This window comes from Chelativorans sp. M5D2P16, assembly GCF_034427935.1.
GTDB lineage: Bacteria > Pseudomonadota > Alphaproteobacteria > Rhizobiales > Rhizobiaceae > Chelativorans.
The window spans coordinates 1-19,573 of record NZ_JAXQNM010000015.1; the positions used below are offsets into that span (position 1 = coordinate 1).

The following is a 19,573-nucleotide window of genomic DNA, read 5'->3' on the forward strand; positions in this document are numbered from 1 at the left end:
TGCCGCAGCGATGATCGGCTCGGCCATTACCGTGAGAGCAGCCGTGCGCCTCTTCGATCGTGCTTGACATGTAAAACGATCGTTTTACATGTGTGCCATGACCGATCACGCTGCCATCATCGCATCCGCCGAGGCCTTGCTCGACAGGGAGGGCTTCTCCGCCACCGGCATGGACCGGCTCACCAGGGCCGCCGGCGTCTCCAGCCGCACGCTCTACAAACATGTCGGCGGCCGTGCCGCGCTGATCGTCGGTACACTCGACGCTCGGAGCGAGCGCTTCCTTGCCGCCATGCCGTGCGATGGGGTGGACGGCCTGTTCCGCGCCCTCGGCGAATGGGTCGAGGCCCAGGGCGCCCATGGATGCTTCTTCCTCCGGGCGCTGGGCGAGGCCGGCGCGGGAGATCCGGCGATCGGCGATCGGGTCGCCGCCCACAAGGAGGCCATGGCGGCTCTGATCGCCAACTGCGTCGCCGCCGATCTCGGTGAAGCAGATATAGTGCTCGCCGACCAGATCCTCATGCTTTTCGAGGGCGCGACCCACGCCGCCGTCTATCGCGGAACGAACGCCGTGGAGGCTGCCCGCCAGGCGGCCACAACCCTCGTAGAAGCGGCACGACATTCGGCGGAACGGACCGATGGATAGGCGCGCTTTTGGGCTGACAGCGAGCGGCTTCGGCCTGATTGCCGTGTGCTACGGGCGGCCCTTTTTGAGGTCGACAACGCCGTGCGAATGGCCCGCAAGGCCGCACGCGGCCAGATTGGCAGTCTGCACTTAGGTTTCGTGGAAAATGCCAGCCTCAACGTGCTGCCTAGCGCGGTTTCTGCCTTTCGCCAGGCCTGTCCGGAGGTCGACTTGCGCTTGAGCGAGATGATCTCCGCTGACCTTTTCCAAAGATTAACTTCCGGGAGGATTGATGTCGCCCTGGCCCGACCGATTTCCACCGACCCTGCTATCGAAACGCTGCTTGTATATCGCGAAGACTACATGGTCGTGCTTCCGGAGCACCACGAACTCGCCCGACGCGAAATCGTGCAGATTGCGCAACTCGCGGAGGAGCTGATGATCAGCGCAGCAGGCGCGAAGGCAACCTACCTACGAGCACAGTTCGCACGCTGTTCGCCAAGGCGGGATACGAGATTCGTGTCGGGCAGGAGGTTAACCAGCTTCCCGCGATCCTCGGCCTAGTAAGCAGCGGTATCGGTTACGCGATCCTGCCGCGCTCGGCCTGCAAGATGAGTACTGCGGGTGTGACCTACCGTCCCCTCGCAGAGAAAAACGGCCCACAAGCGGAACTGGTTGCGGCTTGGCGCGCCGCAGACTCCAATGCAGTTGTGAAGCGCTTTGTATCGCAATTGCCCGGTTTGAACGCAGCTTAACACGTCGCGAGATCGTCGAGCTGCGCGAGAAGTTGACCGACGAGATTGCAGCGGCCTACGCGCAAAGCGAGACAAGCCAGCGTCTGGCTACGATCCCGGGTGTCGGCGTGCTTTCGGCGACGATCATCGCGGCGACGACGCCGGATGTCGACAATTTCGACTGCGCGAGGGACTATGCCGCCTGGCTTGGCCTCACTCCCAAGCCGCACTCCACCGGAGGCAAGCAGAGGGTTGGCCGGATCTCAAAGATGGGCAATCGATATATCCGGCGGTTGCTGTATCTGGGTGCCATGGCGCAGATCATGGTCAGACGGAGACGCGGCCACGAGTTGCGATCGGACTGGCTATCGAACATGCTCCGGAAGAAAACGAAAGTGGTCGCCATCGCTTTAGCGCATCGTAATGGCGAGAATGATCTTCGCCGTCCTCCGCGACGGCACACGCTATAAGCCGCAGGCCACTGCCGCCTGATGGCTCAAGGAACGGTCAGGGCAAGGCCAAAGCGCCGGTTGTTCTGATGGAATATGAACGGGCACCCTATCTGTCTGTTTGCGCATCGAATTCGTCCGAAAACCGCTGCGTACTTTTCGGTCCGATGCTTTAGGCCGCGCCCCGGGCTTCATCCCAGATGTGACAGAGCCGCGCGTAGCGGTCGGACATTTGGGCAATAGCGGCCATGTCGTCTATGTTTCCCTTGAGCCAATCCCGGGCGGCATCACCGAATATGGTGCGGCCTACTGCAAAGCCCTTGACCAAGGGTTGGCGGGCGGCAAGCGCGAAACTTGCGGCCAAGGTTTCCTCGCTCTCTCCAAGACCCAGCACCACAATTCCGCGGACCCGCGGATCATTCCTCCCGATGGTTTCGATGGCGTTTTGCCATGCTGTATCGGTCTGAAATGGCTCCAGCTTCCACCAATCGGGAAAGACACCTATGTCATAAAAGCGCTGAATAACGTCAGCCGTGGAATGTTCGTTCACCGGGCCAATCTGAGACGGAATGACTTCAAGCAAAAATTCCAGCCTGTTGCGGCGCGCGGCATGGAAAAGGCGCAGCACCGCCGCTTCCTGCTTCGTCCACATTTCGGCATCATCGTCAGGATGGGCAAAACACAGGCACTTGACGACGTGATTGCCAGGCCATTCAGAAAACCCGCCAAAATCCGGGCCAAGCTGTGGCTCAACACCAAGGGGACGTGACCCCGGCCACTCCACGGGCCTGCCGACCCACAGGCGCTCGTCCGCCACTTCGTGAAGCGCTTCCCGACCAAGCCGCTCATCGCAGAGAATACCATAGCCCGTTTGATCGCACGCGACAGCCGTGGCTGCCTTGAGGCAGAGCATCTTGAACTGCCCGATTTTTTCCGGCGTGGCGCCGTCCATTTCCTCGAACTGACGCCGATGATCGAATGCGAAGACGCGCAGCGTGTTCCAGTCGCCCTTGCGGTTTGAAGCCCAGTGCACCTGTTCGAGCGCAGAGTCATTGCGCAGATCGGGACGCTTAATTCCGCGTTCAAAGAAGAACTGCAGCTCTTCCCAACTCGGATAAGCGGGCGTGCAGCCGTGGCGGCTGACAGCGAGAGCGCCACAGGCATTGGCGTATTTCAGCGCCGTCGGCCAGTCCACACCATCGAGCCAGCCCTTGACGAGGCCCGACATGAAGCCATCTCCCGCCCCCAGAACGTTGAATACCTCGATTGGAAAACCAGGGCCTGTCTGGCCATCATCAAGGCTCTGAGGGATGTCGCCATCGAAGGCCGTGGCGCCCATCGGCCCGCGCTTGCACACCAGCGTGGCGTTTGAAACCTCGCGCACGGCACGGAGGGCCGCAATGGTATCGGTGGTGCCCCCCGCGATATGGAATTCTTCCTCGGTGCCCACGATCAAGTCGAAGAAATGCAGGCTCTCCTGAAGCTTTGCCGTAACCTTGTCGGAGGCGACGAACCGGCTTTCGCCATCGTCGTGGCCGGCGACACCCCACAGGTTCGGGCGGTAGTCGATATCGAGCGCGGTCTGCATGCCGTCCGAACGGGCAGTCCGCAGCGCCTTGAGCGTCGCCGCCTCCACCTGCGGGTGGGACAGATGGGTGCCTGTTGCCACGACCGCGCGGGCACGCCGGATGAAAGCCTCATCGATATCGTCTTCGGCGAGGCCCATGTCCGCACAGTTCTCACGGTAAAAATCAGGGGGGAACTGCTCGCGATCCCGAATGCCCAGCAGCACAAGCGCTGTCAGTCTGTCCGGGTCCACTTTCACGCCCTCGATGCTCACGCCTTCACGGATGAGCTGCTCGATGACAAAGCGGCCCATATGCTCGTCACCCACTCCGGTGATCACGGCGGATCGCAGGCCCAGCCGGGCTGTTCCGCCGGCGATATTTGTGGGCGAGCCGCCAATATATTTGTTGAAGGAGCGCATGTCTTCCAGCCGTCCACCGATTTGCGCACCATAAAGATCGGCCGAGGATCGGCCGATTGTGATCAAATCAAGCGATTTCATTGAGAACTGCCCCATGTGGCTGCATTGAAAACTGAGGTGGGGAAACAGTCATTTCCGCAAAATGCGTCGGCCGGACCTGAAATCGGGCCCGACCGGTCTGAGTTTACATCTGGTCGATTTCAAGCACGGTCTCGTCGTCAACCAGGGCATGCAGTTCGAGAGTGTCCAGATCAGTCCACTCGAATACACCGAACAGACCGGACACGACGCCGGTTTCGGTATAGTCCATCATGCCGGTGACGCCATCGTAATTGATCGCTTCGCCGGCCCGGAGCGCATCGATGCCCTCCTGGTAGGTATGGACAACCGTGCCGTCACCCGAGGTGATCTCGTGCATCGCCTCGGACCAGGCGGCAGCATTGGTGGACCCGGCGGCCTCGATGGCCAGAGCAGTGGCGATGATCACGTCATAGTACTGGAGGGCATAGGAGTTTGAAGGTTCATCCAGGTCGGCATACTCGGATGCGTTCCAGAGCTCTTCCATGGTTGTCCATGCCTTCGTGTCAGTATGTGCAAAGCCCGCCGCCAGCACCGACTGGTGACGTTCGATTGCGCTCATCGTTGCGGTGGCCACGAATTCCTCGAGCAGCCAGTCGGAAGACCCAACGAGCATCCAGGAGTTCCCCGCTTCGGCGGCATTCTTGACGAAGGTGCCGCCATCTTCCCCCGGCGAGAAAAAGATCACCGCATCGGGATCTGCATCTGCGATACGGCTGACCACGCTGCGATAGCTCGGAGCCTGCGGTTGAACATCGATCTCGGCAAGCACTTCCATGCTCAGGGCATCCGCGGCCTTGACCGCGCCAGTCTTCTGGAGCTGAAAGCCAGCGATTTCCGACGCGACAATCACGAGGCTCTGCGCACCAGCATTGTTGGCGTGTACCACGGCGGCGACACCCTGGGCGCTGTCCATCGGTGCGCCGCGGAACAATGGCTCTTCGGCCGTGCCGCCATATTGCTCATCGATAGCGCCGCCGTGAACGGATGGCATGAGCGGACGCCCGTTCTCGGCGACGTAGTCGAGCACGAAATTGCGGTATGACAGGTAGTTGTGCGCTATGTTCAAAAGAATTTCCGCACCATCGCTGTCGAGAAGGCGACGAGCGACCTGCGCCTCACCCAGCGTTCCGATATCGCGATGAAGCACCTCGACCGGACGGCCGAGCGGTGGGTCCTCGTTAACGACGTCGACGACGAAGTTGGTGATGCCGTCGAACAGGTCGCCCACGGCATTGAACGGACCAGTATGGTAGGTGAGGTGTCCCAATTTGATGGGCTTACCCTCCTGAGCGACCGCCGGAACGGAAATCGTCATGGCGAGCAACATCCCAGCGCACGCCGCAACCTTCGGGCCGCCGGTGAGTAGAGATTTGTGAAACTGCATGTCTTCTCCTCCCATTATGATGTGCGCCACCGCCCCAAAGGACGCCAACGCGGCTAGATGTGGTAGCCTTCCCTGACCTGGTCGATCGTCACTTCCTTCGGGCTTCCCAAGAGATGCGTGATCCCCAGGCTCAGAACGTGCACGTTGCTGGCGAATGCCAGCGTGCTGACCGCGTTCTGCTCCGCCAGAACCACGGAAACATTTTTCTCCCGGCTGATTTCCGCGATGCGCCGAAACAACAGATCCGTGTATCTCGGCGACAGCCCGGCGGTCGGTTCATCCAGAAGCAATACCGAGGGCTCCTGCATCAATGCGCGCCCGATCGCCACCATCTGCCCTTCGCCACCGGACAAGCTTCCAGCCTTCTGGTCGAGCCTGTCCTTGAGATCGGGAAAGAGCGAAAACACCTCATCAAGCCGGTCGGCTTTGCTGCGCGCCCCAAGCAAACCGCCGATTGACAGGTTCTCGGCAACTGTAAGGTCTGGGAAAACGCCGTGCTCCTGCGGCACATAGCCAACCCCCATGGCGGCAATATCATAGGCAGTCCTGCCATCTATGCGCTCCCCTTGGACCCGAATCTCGCCCGCTGTAGGGCGGATAAGGCCTGCCAGCGTCTTGAGCAGAGTGGATTTTCCCGCGCCGTTCGCCCCCAGAACGGCATAGATCTCCCGGTCCACGGACAAGTCGATGTCCTGCAGGATCGTCACTTCGCCGTAGCCGCTTCGAATGCCGCGCACGTCAAGCATCGACGATCCCCATATATTTTTCGACCACGACGGGATGGTCGCGCACTTCCTTGGGTGACCCGTCGCAGAGCAGTTGGCCCTCGGCCAGAAAATGCACGTGCGCGCAATAGTCCCAGATCAGGTCAAGGTCGTGTTCTATGATGAATACCGACATGTCGTTCTCGTCGGCCTTTTGCTCGACCAGCGTCATCACGGCACGAGTCAGATCGTCGGGGAGGCCGGCTGTCGGCTCGTCCATGAGCAGAACCCTGGGTCTCAGCAACAAACAGCGAATGATGTCGAGCAACTTTTTCTCGCCCGCGGAGAGTGCCTTGCCGCCAGGATTTGCGAACGGGAAGTGCGTCAGGATTTCATCGATTTCAGCTTCGATTCGCTCGTCATTGCGCCGGCGGGCGAACACCGTCCAGAACCGCTCCCACTCCGGCAGCGCCAGCGACAGGCGTAGCGAGTCTCGGATCGACAGGCTTTCGAAGTCCTGGATAACCTGGTTGGTTTTCACAAGACCAGCGCGCGCGACCATATCCATGCTCATCGACCCAAGATCGATATCGGTATCGCCAGGACGGTAAATCAGTCTGCCGGCGTCGGCGGTGAGCTTGCGTGTAATCAAGCCCATCAGAGTGGTCTTGCCTGCACCGTTGGGGCCAATCAGCCCCTCGATCCGGTGCCGCCCGATCTCGAGCCGGTCAACCGACACCACGGTGCGGCCACCAAAAGACTTTTTGAGGTCGGTAATGGAAAGTCTGGCCTGCGACATCAGCGGTGCTCCTGCGAGTTCCCGAGGAGACCCAGGGGGCGGTACATCATGATCGCGACCAGGAAAGCCCCGTACATCATCAGCTTGATATTAGGAACGAGCAGTGCGTAATCCGGCGGAATGGGCGCGAAGGTTTCGATGAACACATCGAACAGGCCCACCGTGGCGACAACGCCGAGAATGGCACCAAGGGGCCGCCCTTTGCCACCGAGGGCCAACGCGATCCACGCCGTAAACGTCACGCCCGGGGCGATCATGTTCGACGTCAGAAACTGGAAGAGCGAAGCGGAGAGAGCGCCCAGAAATCCCATTCCCGCGCACGTGACCGAGAAAAAGACCAGCTTGTGCCGGAAGGTCGGCTTGCCGAGCCCGTGGGCAAGCGGTTCATTGTCGCGGATGGCCGCCAGGAGCCGGCCGTAGAACGAGCCGTCCAGCCTGACGGCATAAGCGTAGAGAACCGCGATGGCAGCTACGACCAGCCCGAGGAAGACGGGCTCGGTCGAACTGCCCCAATCGAAAGGATATTCGATGGTGCCAAGCCCCACCACGCCGTTGGTGAGCCATTTCTCCGTGGTGACAAGGTGCAGCACGATCGTGGCGAATGCCAGCGTTCCCACCAGAACGGCCTGCCCATCAAGCCTGAGGATCAGCGCACCGAGCGCCAGAGCGAAGGCGCCGACGAGCAGCGCGGCGATGACCACCGCCAGCACCCACGGAACGCCCCAGAGCGCGACCATGATGCCATGGGCGTACATGCCCAGGCCCCAGAACCCCACAACACCGAAATTCACGATGCCGAGACGGCCGAACTGGAGGTGCAACAGCAGCGTAAGGCCGATGTAAATCGCAACGAGTGTGAGTGAATAGTACAGATATGCCATGGGTCAGGCCCTCTTCCAGCGGAACCGGAGAACGGCAATAAAAAGGATCAGCAGCACGATATCGGCGTAGAGCGGCTGACTGACGAGGGTGATCCCGGCGGTCAGAATGCCCGCGAGAAGGCTGGCGATCAGGGCGCCGCGAACCGAACCGATGCCGCCCACGATCGAGAGCATGATGATCACGAGGATCATGTTCCAACCCATATACGGTGTGACCAGCGCAAAGACTCCGAAGAAGATGCCGGCAAGACCGCCCGCGGCACCGGCGATGAACCAGATCAGAACCGAGACTTTGGTCGGGACGATGCCGCTGGCCATGGCGAGATCGCGATTGTTGGCGAGCGCCCGCATCATTTCGCCCCAGCGCGTCCGGTAGATGAACAGCAACAGACCGATAGTGACGACAGCGACGAGGCTCAACGCGACGACTTGCGTATCCGTGATCCCCTGGCCGAAAATTGTCCAGTATTGCGGGTTGGCGTTCTCGAGGAAGTAGGGATTGTTCCCGAAAAGCAATGTCGCGCCGTAGCGGAAGAAAAACGACAAGCCGACGGAAAGGATAATCATCTCCGTCGGACCTACGCCGCGGGCGGCAGCGGGCCGAAACACCAGCAAAAAGGTCAAAACGCTGAAAACTCCGGCAAAAAGAACCGCCGGCAAGATGGAGGCAAAGAAGCCTAGCCCCAGAAATACCTGAAAAATGGAAGCGAAATAAGCACCGAAGGTGATGTTTTCAGCATAGGCGACATTGATGAATCCATTGAGGTAGTAAATCAATGTGAAGCCCATAGTGGCGAGCATCAGCGGCGCAGCCTGGATCAATCCAATGAATACCGAGTCCGTGACCAGCCACACGTTAACCGCCTCCCATGTTTCGTCCCGTCGTGGCCCGGTTCACCGGTCCTTCGGACGTATCCCTTTGGAAAATCTAAATGCTCTACAAAGCTCACGTCAACGATTATCGATTATCTAAGCGTCTGTTTGTTGCTGAAGCCGTTGCGTCTATCGGCCTATCGCGACATCGCAAGATATGCGTTCAGATCGAAACCGGGCTTCTGATGCTCCAGCCTCGATAATCAATTCGATAGCCTCCACCCATTCGGGTTCGCCCGGATCGTCGAGACCGAACCATCTGGTCAGCACGGCACGCAAAACCGGGGAATGCGAAACGCAAACCGCATGATGCCAATCGCCGCCCATGGGGCGCAGACTTTTCGCGAACTGCGCGACCCTGCGGGCGACGTCCAACGCGCTTTCGCCCGGCGGATCGGCATGATTGAGCCAATAGCCGACGCGATCCGAGGTATTTAGAAACGAGCGGTAAAACGATTGCGCAAGCACATCCTCGGGTGCTGCGTCTACCTGAGTGACCTGCGCGGCAAATGCCTCGGGTGTCGAGACCATCTCGACCCTATCCCCGAACAAATAAAGATCGGGATTGCGCAGCCCCCAGGCGGAACGCGCATCGGGTGCCCCCGGCGCGATGCAGTCGCGCAACGCGTTGGCTGTCTGCTGCGCTCGCTTGGTGCGCGTCGAGTGAAAGGACAGTGTCGCACCAGGTTCGGTTACGGCGCTTATAGCTCGTGCCGCGGCATCGACCGGCTCAAACGCATCCGGCGCCAGCGGCTGGTCGCCCCGATGGGAGGTGACCTTTGCGTGACGCAGCAGCCAGAGCCGAACGCCCGTCATCTGCCACCTCCCTCCTGGCCGATCCGGCCAGCATATGCCACACACGACCTCATAGGGTGGTGATCGGCCGCGACTGCAACAGATATAGCCGGCCCGATGCGATGGCCCATTCAATATCCTGCGGCACCCCGTAGTGCTCGGCCAGCCTCTGCCCGAATCCGCTCAGCTCGGTCAATTCCGCCGCGTCCAGCACGTCTTCGCCCGGTTTCGCCGTTTTCTTCAGCCGACCCTTGCGGTCCACCACATACTGGGCCGGCGTAACTTCGCCCGAGACCACCTGTTCGCCCAGCCCGTGAACGGCCTCGATCATCATCCGGTCCTTGCGCCTAGTAATCGGATGCACCGTGAACATGACACCGGCCTTTTCCGCGGGAACCATCTCCTGAACGACCACGGCCATACGCAGATCGTCGAGAGATCCCATTTTGCCGCGATAAAAGATGGCGCGTTCCGAGAAAAATGACGCCCAGCATTCCACGACAGCTTCGCGCACAGCCTCGCGCCCCTCGATTGCAAGGAAAGTTTCCTGCTGACCGGCATAACTGGCGGCGTCCGAATCCTCGGCTGACGCGGACGAGCGGACCGCCACCTTGCCGCCCAACGTATCGTAGGCGGACAACACCTCGTCGGGCACCGTCGCCGCCTCGCGCACATAGGCCATCGCGCCCGCGTGATCGCGTGATCGCGCGAGAGTGGCAAGCTTGGCGGCGTCCAGCACCTGCAACATCAGATGGCTGGGTAGGATGAACCCTGCGGGAACGGGAAATCCCGCGGCCGTCATCGCCGCAAGCGATGCGCCCTTGCCGCCCGCAATCTCTACATCGGTGGCCTCGGAAGCGGAAAACCAGAGTATCACGTCACGCCCCGACGATACCGATTGCCCGGACGGGGGCGCCCGTGGTGCCGACCCAATTGACCGGCAGAACCGAAACCAGAAAGCCGTGCCTCGGCAGTTTATCGAGGTTCGTCAGGTTCTCGACGTGCCAATAGTCCTCGCCCTCCATCACCTTGTGCGCATGCCAGAATTGCTTACGCTCGAACATGGCCCAAACCGGCGGATCGAATGTCGGCGCATCCGTACCCATGACCCGCACACCCTTCGAGATGAGCCAGCGCGTGGCTTCTCCCGTCATGCCGACATGATCCTTGAGATAGCGATCCTCGGTGTTATAGGCCGAGGCGCCGGTCTGGATCAGAACGATATCTTTGGGTTTGAGTTCGTACGCGATCTTGTCGAGCGCCTGCTCCAGATCGGCCACCGCAATGCCCGCGCCGAACTGAAGATGGCGCATGTCGAGCACGACGCCGTCCGAGAGACACATGTCGAGCGGAATACCCTCGGGCCCCGGGGCATCGGCGCCGCGAATATGCTTGACGCTATCAATATGTGTGCCGGTGTGATCACTGAGCGTTATCGCATAGTGCGCCGTCAACGACTTGACGCCTTCGTCCCATGTTCCGAGCGTCTTGGCTGCCTGTTCCCAGTCTTCATATACCTCGATACTCGTCGGCTTAATTCCCGGGAACAGTTTCATGTCGTTGTGAACCGGCATCGACAGATCGATGATTTTCCGCGTCATTTGAATAAACCTCCACCATAATGGCCCCGAAAGCCTCGACGTGCTCCCGCATGACTCTTCCAAACACGTTTGGGTCGCCCGTTTTGAGCGCGTCGATTATCGGGCGGTGCGCGTCAGGAATTGACTGGAACTTGTCGGGCGAGTTCAGCAGATTGCGCGCCGTCACGAATGTTCGCGCTTCAATCATTAGCGAGTTCCAGGTGTCGATGAGGACCTGGTTTTCGGACGCGTCGATGATGATGCGGTGGAAGTCCACGTCGCGCGCCGCAACCTCGCGCGCATCGCCCGCTTCAACCGCCTTTCTCATATTCGCCAAAACGTCTTCCAGTTCGTTGATGCTTGCCCCAATGGTCCTGAATGCCAACTGCCCTGCAAGCTCTTCCAGGCGCGCCCGAACTGGATAGATCTCGACGACCTCGCGTGGATCGACCCGACGCACCCGGGCGCCCTTGTACGGAACGACCTCCACGAACTTCATAGCGACAAGGTCGCGTAGCGCCTCACGCACGGGCGACTGACTCACGCCCAGTGCACGCGCGATCTGGCTTTCGACCAGCCGGTCGCCAGGTTCGTATTTTCCCGAGAGAATGTCGTCGAGCAACTCTTCCTTGATTTGCTCGGATAGAATCATTCGGTTTACCATTAAATGTCGGCCTTATCTGACGATCTGAACTGTACCGCTGGTACCATTTACGCGAACCCGGTCGCCAGTTTTGATGGCTTGGGTCGCAACCGAGGTGCCCACCACGGCGGGGATGCCGAATTCACGCGCGATGACGGCAGAATGCGAGGCAGACCCGCCGGCATCGGTGACAAGGCCGCGAATTTTGGTGAACAGCACGACCCAGGCCGGGTTGGTCATACGACAGACAAGGATTTCATTTTCCTGCAACTCGTCGAACTGATCGGTCGAGGTCACCAGACGCGCCACACCTTCGACCACGCCCGAGGAGGCCGGAAGACCCGTGATTTCGTCAGATTGATTGGGCGCGGGACGGTAGAATTTCTCGGGGAAACCCCAGTTCGCGGCATAGGGAAAGGCAAGGGCCTCCTCGGTCGCTGTGCCAACCCAATCTGGCGGGCGAATCGATTGCTGTTCCTCAAAAGCATCGCGCCGGTCCGAGGTCAGTTCGCGCGCGTTGAAGGCGCCATGATTGCCCACCAGTGTGCGCATTTCATTGTAGTGCAGGAATAGAATGTCTTCCGGATCGTCCAGGATGTCCGCCTGTACGAATTTCGCGCCGATCGCCATGAGCACGGTACGAAGCCGCGCGTTGGTGCCCTGGTCGATGTAGAAATGATGGTCGGGTGTCAGTGGGTTGAGGGCGATTGCGCGATCCAATAGCGTTTGCAGCCGGACCCGGTCCTCGCCCGCCCCGATACCTTCCATCAATTGCGCCTTGGCCTCTTCGAGATCCCTGCGGACCGCTTCGATTGTGGCGCGATAGTCGTAGTCGGAATAAAGGTATCCTCGGACCGCTTCGATGATCGGGCCCGGATTTTCGCGCCACAGCGGCGCGATGAACTCATGGCTCCACATGGATTTATGCCCGAATTCCTTCTGATAGGGTTTCAGCTGACCGTCGACGAAGGCACGCCCGGCCTCGCTCTTCTCAAGCTCGGCGAGCACGACCGTGGCGGTCTCTCCTTTGAACGCCTGCCCGAGCTCAGGATCGGATTTGACTGCCTCCTTCATCCGCCAGAGCGCCTCGATGGAATCCCAGTTGCGATCTTTCAGGGAACTTTGCAGGCGGCCCGGCAGGTCATCGGGAAGGTCGGGGCGCAACTCCTTGATCGCGGCATTCAGCTCCATCGTTGCGCTGAACTGGGCGAAATTGACTAACCAGTGGATTTTCCAATGGCGGTCGTGCATGTCGAGCGCATCTTCGAAGAGCACCGCGAGGCCCGGAAGGCTTTCCGCCTCCATGTCGTAATTGTCGAAGTACTCGAAGTTACGGACGATCTCGGGCCGCAGCCGATTGTCCCACCATTCGATAAAATTCTTGCCGTAATGCGGCAGCGTGGCTTCCAGATAGGGGCCAATATTCTCGGCATAGTTCTTATCCCACGGCACGCGCGGTGCGTAGCGGGCCTGGAATTCTTCCGCAGCCGGGCGGCAGGAGGGGTCGGCGGGAATTGCGGCAGTATAGAGATAGCCATTAATCTGCTTGGCGATCCAATCGCTGGCAAAAGGCGTACCGAAACGCCGGAACATGTGATCGCAGGTCAGCCACCAGCCGCCTACGTCGAAGAACATCGGCGTTAATGGATTGGGGCAGTGCAGGTCGTCGAATATCCAGAACAGCTCGTCCTCGCCCTCACGCCACTCGATGGGAAACGTCTCGTCCCCAAGGAACTGTCCCAAGACACCGCGCGCCACGTCTTTGTCCTCCCTCACCCGGTTCAACCGTGTTTTGTTCACCATAGTTATGTCGCGCACGCCATGTCAACGATTATCGATTATTGACGATACAGGATTTTCAACCTACCGTTTGTGTTGAAAAGAGCACCCGATCCGCCGGCAATTCGGGTGCGTATGCCGGATCAGGCACGGCCTATGCGAGCAGCGATCTTCTCCGCTGAAGGCGTAGTTTGCGCGCGGCACCCCGTCGTCACCGTTTCGCAGGCGCCTAGGGCGCGCCGGCTGCCATTTGGGTAGCAAAGACATAACTCAAGAATCGGATTCGAAAGGGAGTACGACATGAAAATCGCTGTTGTCGGCATCGGCGCTATCGGCCGTGCCTGGGCCATTTCATTCATGCGGGCGGGTTTCGAGGTCAAGGTCTGGAACAATACGCCGGGGCGCATGGACGCAGCGCGCGAATTGATCGAACAGATTTTGCCCGATCTGCACGAGGCGGATCTCCTGAACGGGCTGACGCCGACCGAAGCGATGCGGAATTTCATTCCGTGCCCGACATTGGAGGAGGCCGTCGGGGACGCGGAATACGTCCAGGAAAACACCGCCGAGAACGTCGAGGTGAAACGCGAGATGTTCTCCCAGATCGAGGCGCATGCCCCAGCGGGCACGATCATTGCCAGTTCGACCTCGGGGATCGTTCCCTCGTCTTTCTCCTTGCATCTTGAGCACCCGGAGCGGTGTCTGGTCGCGCACCCGCTGAACCCGCCCTACCTGGTGCCTGCGGTCGATCTCGTACCGTCGCCAGCGACGTCGGACGCGACGATGCAGCGCGCCGCCGAAATCATGCGGGACTGCGGCCAAGTGCCGATTCTGATGAACAAGGAAGACCCGGGGTTCATCACCATCCGGCTGCAGGGCATGATGTATCACGAGTGCTGGCGGCTGGTGAACGAGGGCATGGCCGACCCCGAATCCATCGATGTCGCCGTACGCGAGGGCCTCGGCCTGAGATGGTCGTTTATCGGCCCGTTCGAGACGGCGGATCTCAACGCGCCGGGGGGCATTCGCGATTTTGTGGGACGATTTGGCGATGATCTGAACGCCATTCACCCCCGGGTGACCGATCCGGTACGCTGGGAGGGAGCGCTTTTGGACAAGGTCGATGCGGAGCGGCGCAAGAGGCTGCCCATGGATGCGCACAAGCAACGGCAGCTCTGGCGCGACAGGCGGCTGATCGCGCTGGCCGCGCATAAGAGAGCGCGCGCCCGTCAGGAGAGCTAGTGTAGCCGGTGCCCAGATCGGGAGAACGTCCATGCGCCTGAGCGGAAAATTCGCGGTGGTCACCGGCGGATCATCGGGCATAGGTTTCGCCATCGCGAAGGCTTACGTACGGGAGGGAGCGGAAGTCGGCGTCGTCGGGAGCAATCCCGACAGGCTTGAGTCCGCTCTTGCCAGTCTCGGCTCCGGGGCGAGCGCCATATCCGCCGATCTGGCCACGGAGGAGGGCGTGAAAACCGTCATCGATGCCATCGCCGCGGCACACCGCACGATTGACACCCTTGTAAACAATGCGGGCCGCACATTTCTCGCGCCATTTGAGACAGTCGAACGTGCGGATTACGAGGCTCTCATGGCCCTCAATGTGACGGCGCCCTATTTTCTCACGCAAGGTTTATTGCCACATATGCGCGTGCCCGGCGCTTCGGTGATCAATCTCTCCTCCTATTTCGCGGACAAGAATATTCCCGGACGGCCATCCAGTCCCTATTCGATCTCCAAGGGCGCCATGGACGCGCTGACCAAGACTCTTGCCTTCGAGCTTGGACCGCGCGGCATCCGCGTCAACGCGATTGCACCGGGTACTACGCAAACGCAAATGCGCCGCAATACGGTCGAGAACCTGCCGCCGGATGAACGCGAGGCGCTTGAGCGATATGTCGAGGCGAGTTACCCGCTGGGCCGTATCGGGAAGCCGGAAGATTTCGCGGGGCTTGCGATTCATCTGGCTAGCGAGGAAGCGGCCTGGACGAGCGGAGCCGTCATCGCGGTGGACGGCGGTTATACCTGCGGCTGAGGGCGAGGTGGGTTGAGCGCACGCCATACCCGCTCCGGCGTCAGCGGCAGGTCGCAAATCTCCGCTCCGGTCGCTTGAGCGACGGCGGCGGCGAGCGCGGGCGCGGTGCAGAGGATCGCACCTTCGCTCACCCCCTTTGACCCATAGGGCCCGGGTCCGTCTTCGTTCTCGACGATGCCCGTCTTCAAGCTGCCCGGCATGTCCTTGGTCGTTGGAATTCGGTAGTCGAGCGCTCCAAGATTGCGTATCTCGCCATGCTCGCCAAGCACCAGATGCTCCATGATCGAATGCCCCAGCCCCATGATCGCTGCGCCTTCGTCCTGCATCTCGACCTGCAGCGGGTTGAGCGCCTTGCCCACATCGCCCACCGTGACGTGCTTGCAGATTTCGATCTCGCCAGTGTCACGGTCGACCGAGACCTCGAACGCGGTGCAGTTGAATTCGAAGAAGGCCGGCGTGCCGCCAAGCGGGTGGTCCTTGACGTTTGGCTTGCGCATTCGCCCGGTGCCGATCAATTCTCCTCCCCAGCGCCCGAGTTCGGCCTTGATGAACTCATGAATGGGCAAAGGCCCGCTGGGCAGATGCACGTTTCCATTGCTGATCACCACGCTGTCGACCTCCACATTGTGGATATCGGCCACCATTTCCGCGACTTGTCGGTGGAGATCCTCGCAGGCCCGCGAGATGGCATTGCCCATGAATACGGTGGAACGGCTGGCGCTGGTTTGCAGGTCGAACGGAACGGACGAGGTGTCTCCCATCACGACGGAGATGCGATCCATGGGCGCGGCGAATGCGTCGGCGACAAGTTGCGCGAATATCGTGCGCGCGCCCTGCCCCATATCGGAGGTTCCCGCATAGACGAAGATGCTGCCGTCAGCGAGGAGCCGAATGGTGGAGTTGGACAGGCCGGTTGTCGCCCCGGCCTTGATCGCCACCGCTATGCCACGCCCGCGACCCGGAGGCAGCTCGCTTTCCCAATCCAGCAGGTCGGCAGCCTTGAGCAGGGATTGTTCCCAATGTCCGTCGGCGGGGAAATCGCCCTTGACGACGTCATCGCCTTTTCGCGCGAGGTTGCGCAGCCGGATCTGCAATCCATCAATCCCCAGTTGGCGCGCGGCCTTGTCCATTTGTGACTCATAGGCCCACGACATCTGCGGCGTTCCGAAACCGCGAAACGCTGTTGCAGGCGTTGTATTGGACAGTATGGCACGGGCGTTGATGCGCGCATTCGGCGTGCGATATGGCCCGCATCCGAGATAGCTCCCCTTGGCCATAACGCGCTCGGCAATGTCGCCATAGGCGCCAATGAGGTAATCCGCCTCAATATCCTGGAAGACAAGATCACCCGATGAGGTAAAGCCAGTGCGCATGCGCATCCGTGTCGCCGTACGCCGGACCGCCTGAAACGTCTCCTCAAGTGTCAGGACAAGTCGGCAGGGCCGCCCGATCCGCCGGGAAACAAGCGCGACAAGCGGTTCGAATTTCGGGTTTTGCTTGCCGCCGAAAGCGCCACCCGGATCAGGAGCAATCACATGCACCTGCGAGAGCGGCAGGTCGAAAAGCTCGGCCATTATTTTTTGCAAGAGGAACGGATGCTGTACCGGGCTCCATATCTTGAGCCGGTCCGGCTGGGCATCGACAATGAAGCCATGCGGCTCGATGGCGAAATGCGTGACCATGGGGAAGGTATAGGTGCCCTCGACGACAAGATCGGCGTCCGCCCCCTCGATCGTGCCCCATGCAGTTTGCCGCTGATTGAGGATGTTGCTGCGCGCATGCGGGTCACCGGCCCGAATCTGAGGTTCTTGCACCAGCGGCGCATCCGGCGCCAGCGCGTCATCGATGGAGCATACCGCCGACAGCTCGGTATAGGCGACCCTTACGCGTGCCGCTGCACTCTCGGCGGCCTCCTTCGTTTCCGCGGCAACCACGGCCACCGGCTCTCCGTGAAACCGGGTTTCGCCATCTGCAAGCACCGGCCTGTCGCGATAGACCGGGCCGAAACGCGGTATCGGCTGCGGCAGTTCGGCGGCGGTGACGATGTCGAGGACACCGGGCATACCAACCGCATCATCAACATCGATAGCATCGATCCGCGCGCGGGCAACCGGCAGCGTCACCAGTTTCAGATGGGCGACATTGCCGATTTCGATATCCGCCAGGAATTTCTGACTGCCGTCGGCGCGCTCGCGCCCCCCTGACCGCACCGCCGAAGCGCCGACCATTTTCGGGGATGGGTCGGATTTCTCTGTTTCGGCGTCCCGCAGTTGCGCCGCGCGGCGCATTGCCTCAAACATTCGATTGTAACCACCGCAGCGGCATAGATTGCCCGACAGCCCTTCGCGCACCGCCGTTTCATCGCATTGCCCCTCGCGCAGGAGTTGGCGGGCGGACATGAGCATGCCGGGAATACAGAAACCGCATTGGATCGAGCCGGTTTCGAGAAACGCGTCCTGGACCAGTTTGAGTTCCGCATCGTCTTCGGCCTCGGCGGTGACCACATCGGCCCCGTCGGCCTCGACCGCGAGCATAAGGCAAGCATTGACGATTTCGCCGTTGACGGTGACCGTGCAGGCACCACATTCACCGACCGCGCAACACTCCTTGGATCCGGTAAGCCCGAGATGATCGCGCAGAAAATCGAGCAATGACAGATTCGGCGGCACGCTTTGGGCATGGTCGCGCCCGTTCACTGATATCCGAAGCAGATGACCCTCCGTCATGGTGCAACCTCCGAAATCAGGTTTTCGCGTGCCCGCGCAAATGTGCGTCGCGCCAGAACCGTGAGCATGGCCTGACGGTAGTCGGCGCTGGCGCGGACGTCATCAATCGGCGTGGCGGCAGTCATCAGCCGTTCAAGCACCGCATCCATCTCCGCCTGATCCGCATGGGTATCGGGCAGTTCACCTGCACCTGCCTCAACGACAAGCGGCCGTGGCGCCACAGCCCCGAGGGCAAAGCTCACCTGGCCGTCATGCCAAATGCGGCAGCTCAGGTTTACGGTTGCAAGATCAACTCCTTTCCGCCTGGTAATGCGGCCAAAGGCTGATCCAGACGGCGTTTTCGCTATGGGAATGCGGATTTCAACCACGAGCTCTTCGGCCGAGAGGGCGATGTCCCGGTTTCCCTTGATGAATTCCTGGACCGACAGCGCCCGCTGTCCCTTCGGCTCCTGAATGACAATAGTTGCGCCATAAAGAGCGAGTACAGGCACGGTATCGGCGGCGGGCGAAGCGTTGCACAGATTGCCCCCAAGCGTTGCACGGTTCCGAATCTGGCGCGACCCGACGACGCTTGCGGCTTGAACGAGGGCCGGGAAATGCCGTCTGACCCTATCGTCCTGCGTCAATGCCGTCATGGTCGTGCCGGCCGGCACAACCAGTTCATCGGCGGTTTGCGAAATGCCCCGTTGCAACTCGGCAATGCCTTTGAGGTCGATGACATAGCCTGACGACACCGTGTGATGCCGCAGCCCCACGATCAGATCAGTGCCACCGGCAAGAAGCCGCACCTCGCCTCCTGCTGTGGCCAGCATTTCGAACAGCTCATCAATACATCTCGGACGTGCATATTCGAATGGCAACATGAAAAAGCCGTCTGATCCAATGCAGCGCAATCGAGCTGCTATGGGTGAATGCGCACTCGCCACCCATCGCAAGGACAATACTTCGTACAAAGCACTAATCCCTGTGGTCGTTTTGGTATCACAGCGTCAACCCTCCATCAACCGATAATCGAAAATCGATTTTCGGGCAAAGGCCGTTGTCTCGATCGGCGCTACCACCCCGAACTCGGACAGACGGGCCCGCAACGCGTTAGATATCTGCGTGCGCTGGCGGTTGAGCATCAACCGCACCCGGTGAAGCATCATTACACTTTGCTGCTCGGAGGACTTCACCGGCACGAAGCGCATGGTCGGCCTGGTCACCGCCTCGCAGATGGCCTCGGCATCGGCCGCATCGTTCTTCTGACGCTTCAAATAGGGCTTCACGTACTGTGCCGGCAGCAGTCGTACATCATGACCTCGTGCGGTCAGCTCTCTCGCCCAATAATGCGAAGAACTGCAGGCTTCGATCCCGACCAGACATCGCGGCAGCTTCTCGAAGAACCCCAGCACGTGCCCGCGGGTCAGCTTCCTTCGAATGACACCCTGGCCCACCGCATCTACGCCGTGGACTTGAAACACGGACTTCGCGATATCCGGACCAATCGTCGTAACGTTGT

The 19,573-nt window shown here is 60.4% G+C and carries 18 protein-coding genes and 2 pseudogenes; 6 read left to right on the forward strand and 14 right to left on the reverse strand.

Annotation, left to right across the window (positions count from 1 at the left end; translation table 11 throughout):
* Positions 1-97 precede the first annotated feature (97 nt).
* The 4 genes and pseudogenes from SIN08_RS09225 to SIN08_RS09235 all read left to right on the forward strand — a co-directional run.
* Positions 98-643, forward strand: coding sequence for a helix-turn-helix domain-containing protein (locus SIN08_RS09225; protein ID WP_322449881.1), 546 nt, complete (start codon positions 98-100; stop codon positions 641-643).
* Between the two features lie 87 nt (positions 644-730).
* On the forward strand, positions 731-1,186 hold the full coding sequence (locus tag SIN08_RS09230; RefSeq protein WP_322451296.1) for a LysR family substrate-binding domain-containing protein: 456 nt from the start codon (positions 731-733) through the stop codon (positions 1,184-1,186).
* Positions 1,138-1,377: a LysR substrate-binding domain-containing protein gene (locus tag SIN08_RS23625; protein WP_416208045.1), complete on the forward strand. Its 240-nt coding sequence runs from the start codon at positions 1,138-1,140 to the stop codon at positions 1,375-1,377. Before SIN08_RS09230 ends, SIN08_RS23625 begins: the two co-directional genes overlap by 49 nt.
* A gap of 26 nt (positions 1,378-1,403) precedes the next feature.
* Positions 1,404-1,848, forward strand: a pseudogene (locus SIN08_RS09235) (transposase); the annotation flags it as partial.
* Positions 1,849-1,977: 129 nt separating this feature from the next.
* Here SIN08_RS09235 and SIN08_RS09240 read toward each other — a convergent pair.
* From SIN08_RS09240 to SIN08_RS09290, 11 genes are all read right to left on the reverse strand, one after another.
* Entirely contained in the window at positions 1,978-3,873 is a 1,896-nt protein-coding gene (locus tag SIN08_RS09240; protein WP_322451297.1) for a bifunctional 5-dehydro-2-deoxygluconokinase/5-dehydro-2-deoxyphosphogluconate aldolase, read from the reverse strand.
* Between the two features lie 103 nt (positions 3,874-3,976).
* Positions 3,977-5,257 (reverse strand): ABC transporter substrate-binding protein, encoded by a 1,281-nt coding sequence (locus tag SIN08_RS09245; protein ID WP_322451298.1) that lies wholly within the window; start codon positions 5,255-5,257, stop codon positions 3,977-3,979.
* A gap of 53 nt (positions 5,258-5,310) precedes the next feature.
* Positions 5,311-6,003: an ABC transporter ATP-binding protein gene (locus tag SIN08_RS09250; RefSeq protein WP_322451299.1), complete on the reverse strand. Its 693-nt coding sequence runs from the start codon at positions 6,001-6,003 to the stop codon at positions 5,311-5,313.
* Complete coding sequence (locus SIN08_RS09255) at positions 5,996-6,760, reverse strand: ABC transporter ATP-binding protein (protein WP_322451300.1); 765 nt, start codon at positions 6,758-6,760, stop codon at positions 5,996-5,998. The genes SIN08_RS09250 and SIN08_RS09255 overlap by 8 nt, the downstream gene beginning before the upstream one ends.
* Positions 6,760-7,641 carry a branched-chain amino acid ABC transporter permease gene (locus tag SIN08_RS09260; protein WP_322451301.1) on the reverse strand — a complete coding sequence of 294 codons (882 nt, stop codon included), beginning with the start codon at positions 7,639-7,641 and terminating at the stop codon, positions 6,760-6,762. Before SIN08_RS09260 ends, SIN08_RS09255 begins: the two co-directional genes overlap by 1 nt.
* Before the next feature lie 3 nt (positions 7,642-7,644).
* Complete coding sequence (locus SIN08_RS09265) at positions 7,645-8,496, reverse strand: branched-chain amino acid ABC transporter permease (protein ID WP_322451302.1); 852 nt, start codon at positions 8,494-8,496, stop codon at positions 7,645-7,647.
* Positions 8,497-8,643: 147 nt separating this feature from the next.
* Positions 8,644-9,330, reverse strand: coding sequence for a histidine phosphatase family protein (locus SIN08_RS09270; protein ID WP_322451303.1), 687 nt, complete (start codon positions 9,328-9,330; stop codon positions 8,644-8,646).
* A gap of 49 nt (positions 9,331-9,379) precedes the next feature.
* Positions 9,380-10,186, reverse strand: coding sequence for a PEP/pyruvate-binding domain-containing protein (locus SIN08_RS09275; protein WP_322451304.1), 807 nt, complete (start codon positions 10,184-10,186; stop codon positions 9,380-9,382).
* A 1-nt stretch (position 10,187) separates the two neighbouring features.
* Entirely contained in the window at positions 10,188-10,910 is a 723-nt protein-coding gene (locus SIN08_RS09280; RefSeq protein WP_322451305.1) for a cyclase family protein, read from the reverse strand.
* On the reverse strand, positions 10,843-11,541 hold the full coding sequence (locus SIN08_RS09285) for a GntR family transcriptional regulator (RefSeq protein WP_322451306.1): 699 nt from the start codon (positions 11,539-11,541) through the stop codon (positions 10,843-10,845). The genes SIN08_RS09280 and SIN08_RS09285 overlap by 68 nt, the downstream gene beginning before the upstream one ends.
* Positions 11,542-11,565: 24 nt before the next feature.
* Positions 11,566-13,335, reverse strand: a complete 1,770-nt coding sequence (locus tag SIN08_RS09290; protein WP_322451307.1) for a PEP-utilizing enzyme — start codon at positions 13,333-13,335, stop codon at positions 11,566-11,568.
* Between the two features lie 276 nt (positions 13,336-13,611).
* Between SIN08_RS09290 and SIN08_RS09295 the strand changes: the two genes are divergently transcribed.
* The gene (locus SIN08_RS09295) at positions 13,612-14,553 is read left to right on the forward strand and encodes a 3-hydroxyacyl-CoA dehydrogenase (RefSeq protein WP_322451308.1); all 942 of its coding nucleotides are present in this window, start codon (positions 13,612-13,614) and stop codon (positions 14,551-14,553) included.
* A gap of 31 nt (positions 14,554-14,584) precedes the next feature.
* Positions 14,585-15,346: an SDR family NAD(P)-dependent oxidoreductase gene (locus SIN08_RS09300; protein ID WP_322451309.1), complete on the forward strand. Its 762-nt coding sequence runs from the start codon at positions 14,585-14,587 to the stop codon at positions 15,344-15,346.
* Here the strand turns inward: SIN08_RS09300 and SIN08_RS09305 are convergent.
* The 3 genes and pseudogenes from SIN08_RS09305 to SIN08_RS09315 form a co-directional block, all read right to left on the reverse strand.
* Complete coding sequence (locus SIN08_RS09305; protein ID WP_322451310.1) at positions 15,331-18,072, reverse strand: molybdopterin-dependent oxidoreductase; 2,742 nt, start codon at positions 18,070-18,072, stop codon at positions 15,331-15,333. The two genes, SIN08_RS09300 and SIN08_RS09305, sit on opposite strands and share 16 nt — an antisense overlap.
* Positions 18,069-18,935: a xanthine dehydrogenase family protein subunit M gene (locus SIN08_RS09310; RefSeq protein ID WP_322451311.1), complete on the reverse strand. Its 867-nt coding sequence runs from the start codon at positions 18,933-18,935 to the stop codon at positions 18,069-18,071. Before SIN08_RS09310 ends, SIN08_RS09305 begins: the two co-directional genes overlap by 4 nt.
* Positions 18,936-19,124: 189 nt before the next feature.
* A pseudogene (locus SIN08_RS09315) lies at positions 19,125-19,573 on the reverse strand (IS110 family transposase); the annotation flags it as partial.

Excerpts from the sequence above, each read along its gene's own strand:
- SIN08_RS09255 (WP_322451300.1), bottom strand. The coding sequence starts at position 6,760 with ATGTCGCAGGCCAGACTTTCCATTACCGACCTCAAAAAGTCTTTTGGT.
- SIN08_RS09245 (WP_322451298.1), bottom strand. The coding sequence starts at position 5,257 with ATGCAGTTTCACAAATCTCTACTCACCGGCGGCCCGAAGGTTGCGGCG.
- SIN08_RS09310 (WP_322451311.1), bottom strand. The coding sequence starts at position 18,935 with ATGTTGCCATTCGAATATGCACGTCCGAGATGTATTGATGAGCTGTTC.
- SIN08_RS09285 (WP_322451306.1), bottom strand. The coding sequence starts at position 11,541 with ATGATTCTATCCGAGCAAATCAAGGAAGAGTTGCTCGACGACATTCTC.
- SIN08_RS09280 (WP_322451305.1), bottom strand. The coding sequence starts at position 10,910 with ATGACGCGGAAAATCATCGATCTGTCGATGCCGGTTCACAACGACATG.
- SIN08_RS09290 (WP_322451307.1), bottom strand. The coding sequence starts at position 13,335 with ATGGTGAACAAAACACGGTTGAACCGGGTGAGGGAGGACAAAGACGTG.
- SIN08_RS09240 (WP_322451297.1), bottom strand. The coding sequence starts at position 3,873 with ATGAAATCGCTTGATTTGATCACAATCGGCCGATCCTCGGCCGATCTT.
- SIN08_RS09305 (WP_322451310.1), bottom strand. The coding sequence starts at position 18,072 with ATGACGGAGGGTCATCTGCTTCGGATATCAGTGAACGGGCGCGACCAT.
- SIN08_RS09270 (WP_322451303.1), bottom strand. The coding sequence starts at position 9,330 with ATGACGGGCGTTCGGCTCTGGCTGCTGCGTCACGCAAAGGTCACCTCC.
- SIN08_RS09300 (WP_322451309.1), top strand. The coding sequence starts at position 14,585 with ATGCGCCTGAGCGGAAAATTCGCGGTGGTCACCGGCGGATCATCGGGC.
- SIN08_RS09250 (WP_322451299.1), bottom strand. The coding sequence starts at position 6,003 with ATGCTTGACGTGCGCGGCATTCGAAGCGGCTACGGCGAAGTGACGATC.
- SIN08_RS09260 (WP_322451301.1), bottom strand. The coding sequence starts at position 7,641 with ATGGCATATCTGTACTATTCACTCACACTCGTTGCGATTTACATCGGC.
- SIN08_RS09225 (WP_322449881.1), top strand. The coding sequence starts at position 98 with ATGACCGATCACGCTGCCATCATCGCATCCGCCGAGGCCTTGCTCGAC.
- SIN08_RS09230 (WP_322451296.1), top strand. The coding sequence starts at position 731 with ATGGCCCGCAAGGCCGCACGCGGCCAGATTGGCAGTCTGCACTTAGGT.
- SIN08_RS09295 (WP_322451308.1), top strand. The coding sequence starts at position 13,612 with ATGAAAATCGCTGTTGTCGGCATCGGCGCTATCGGCCGTGCCTGGGCC.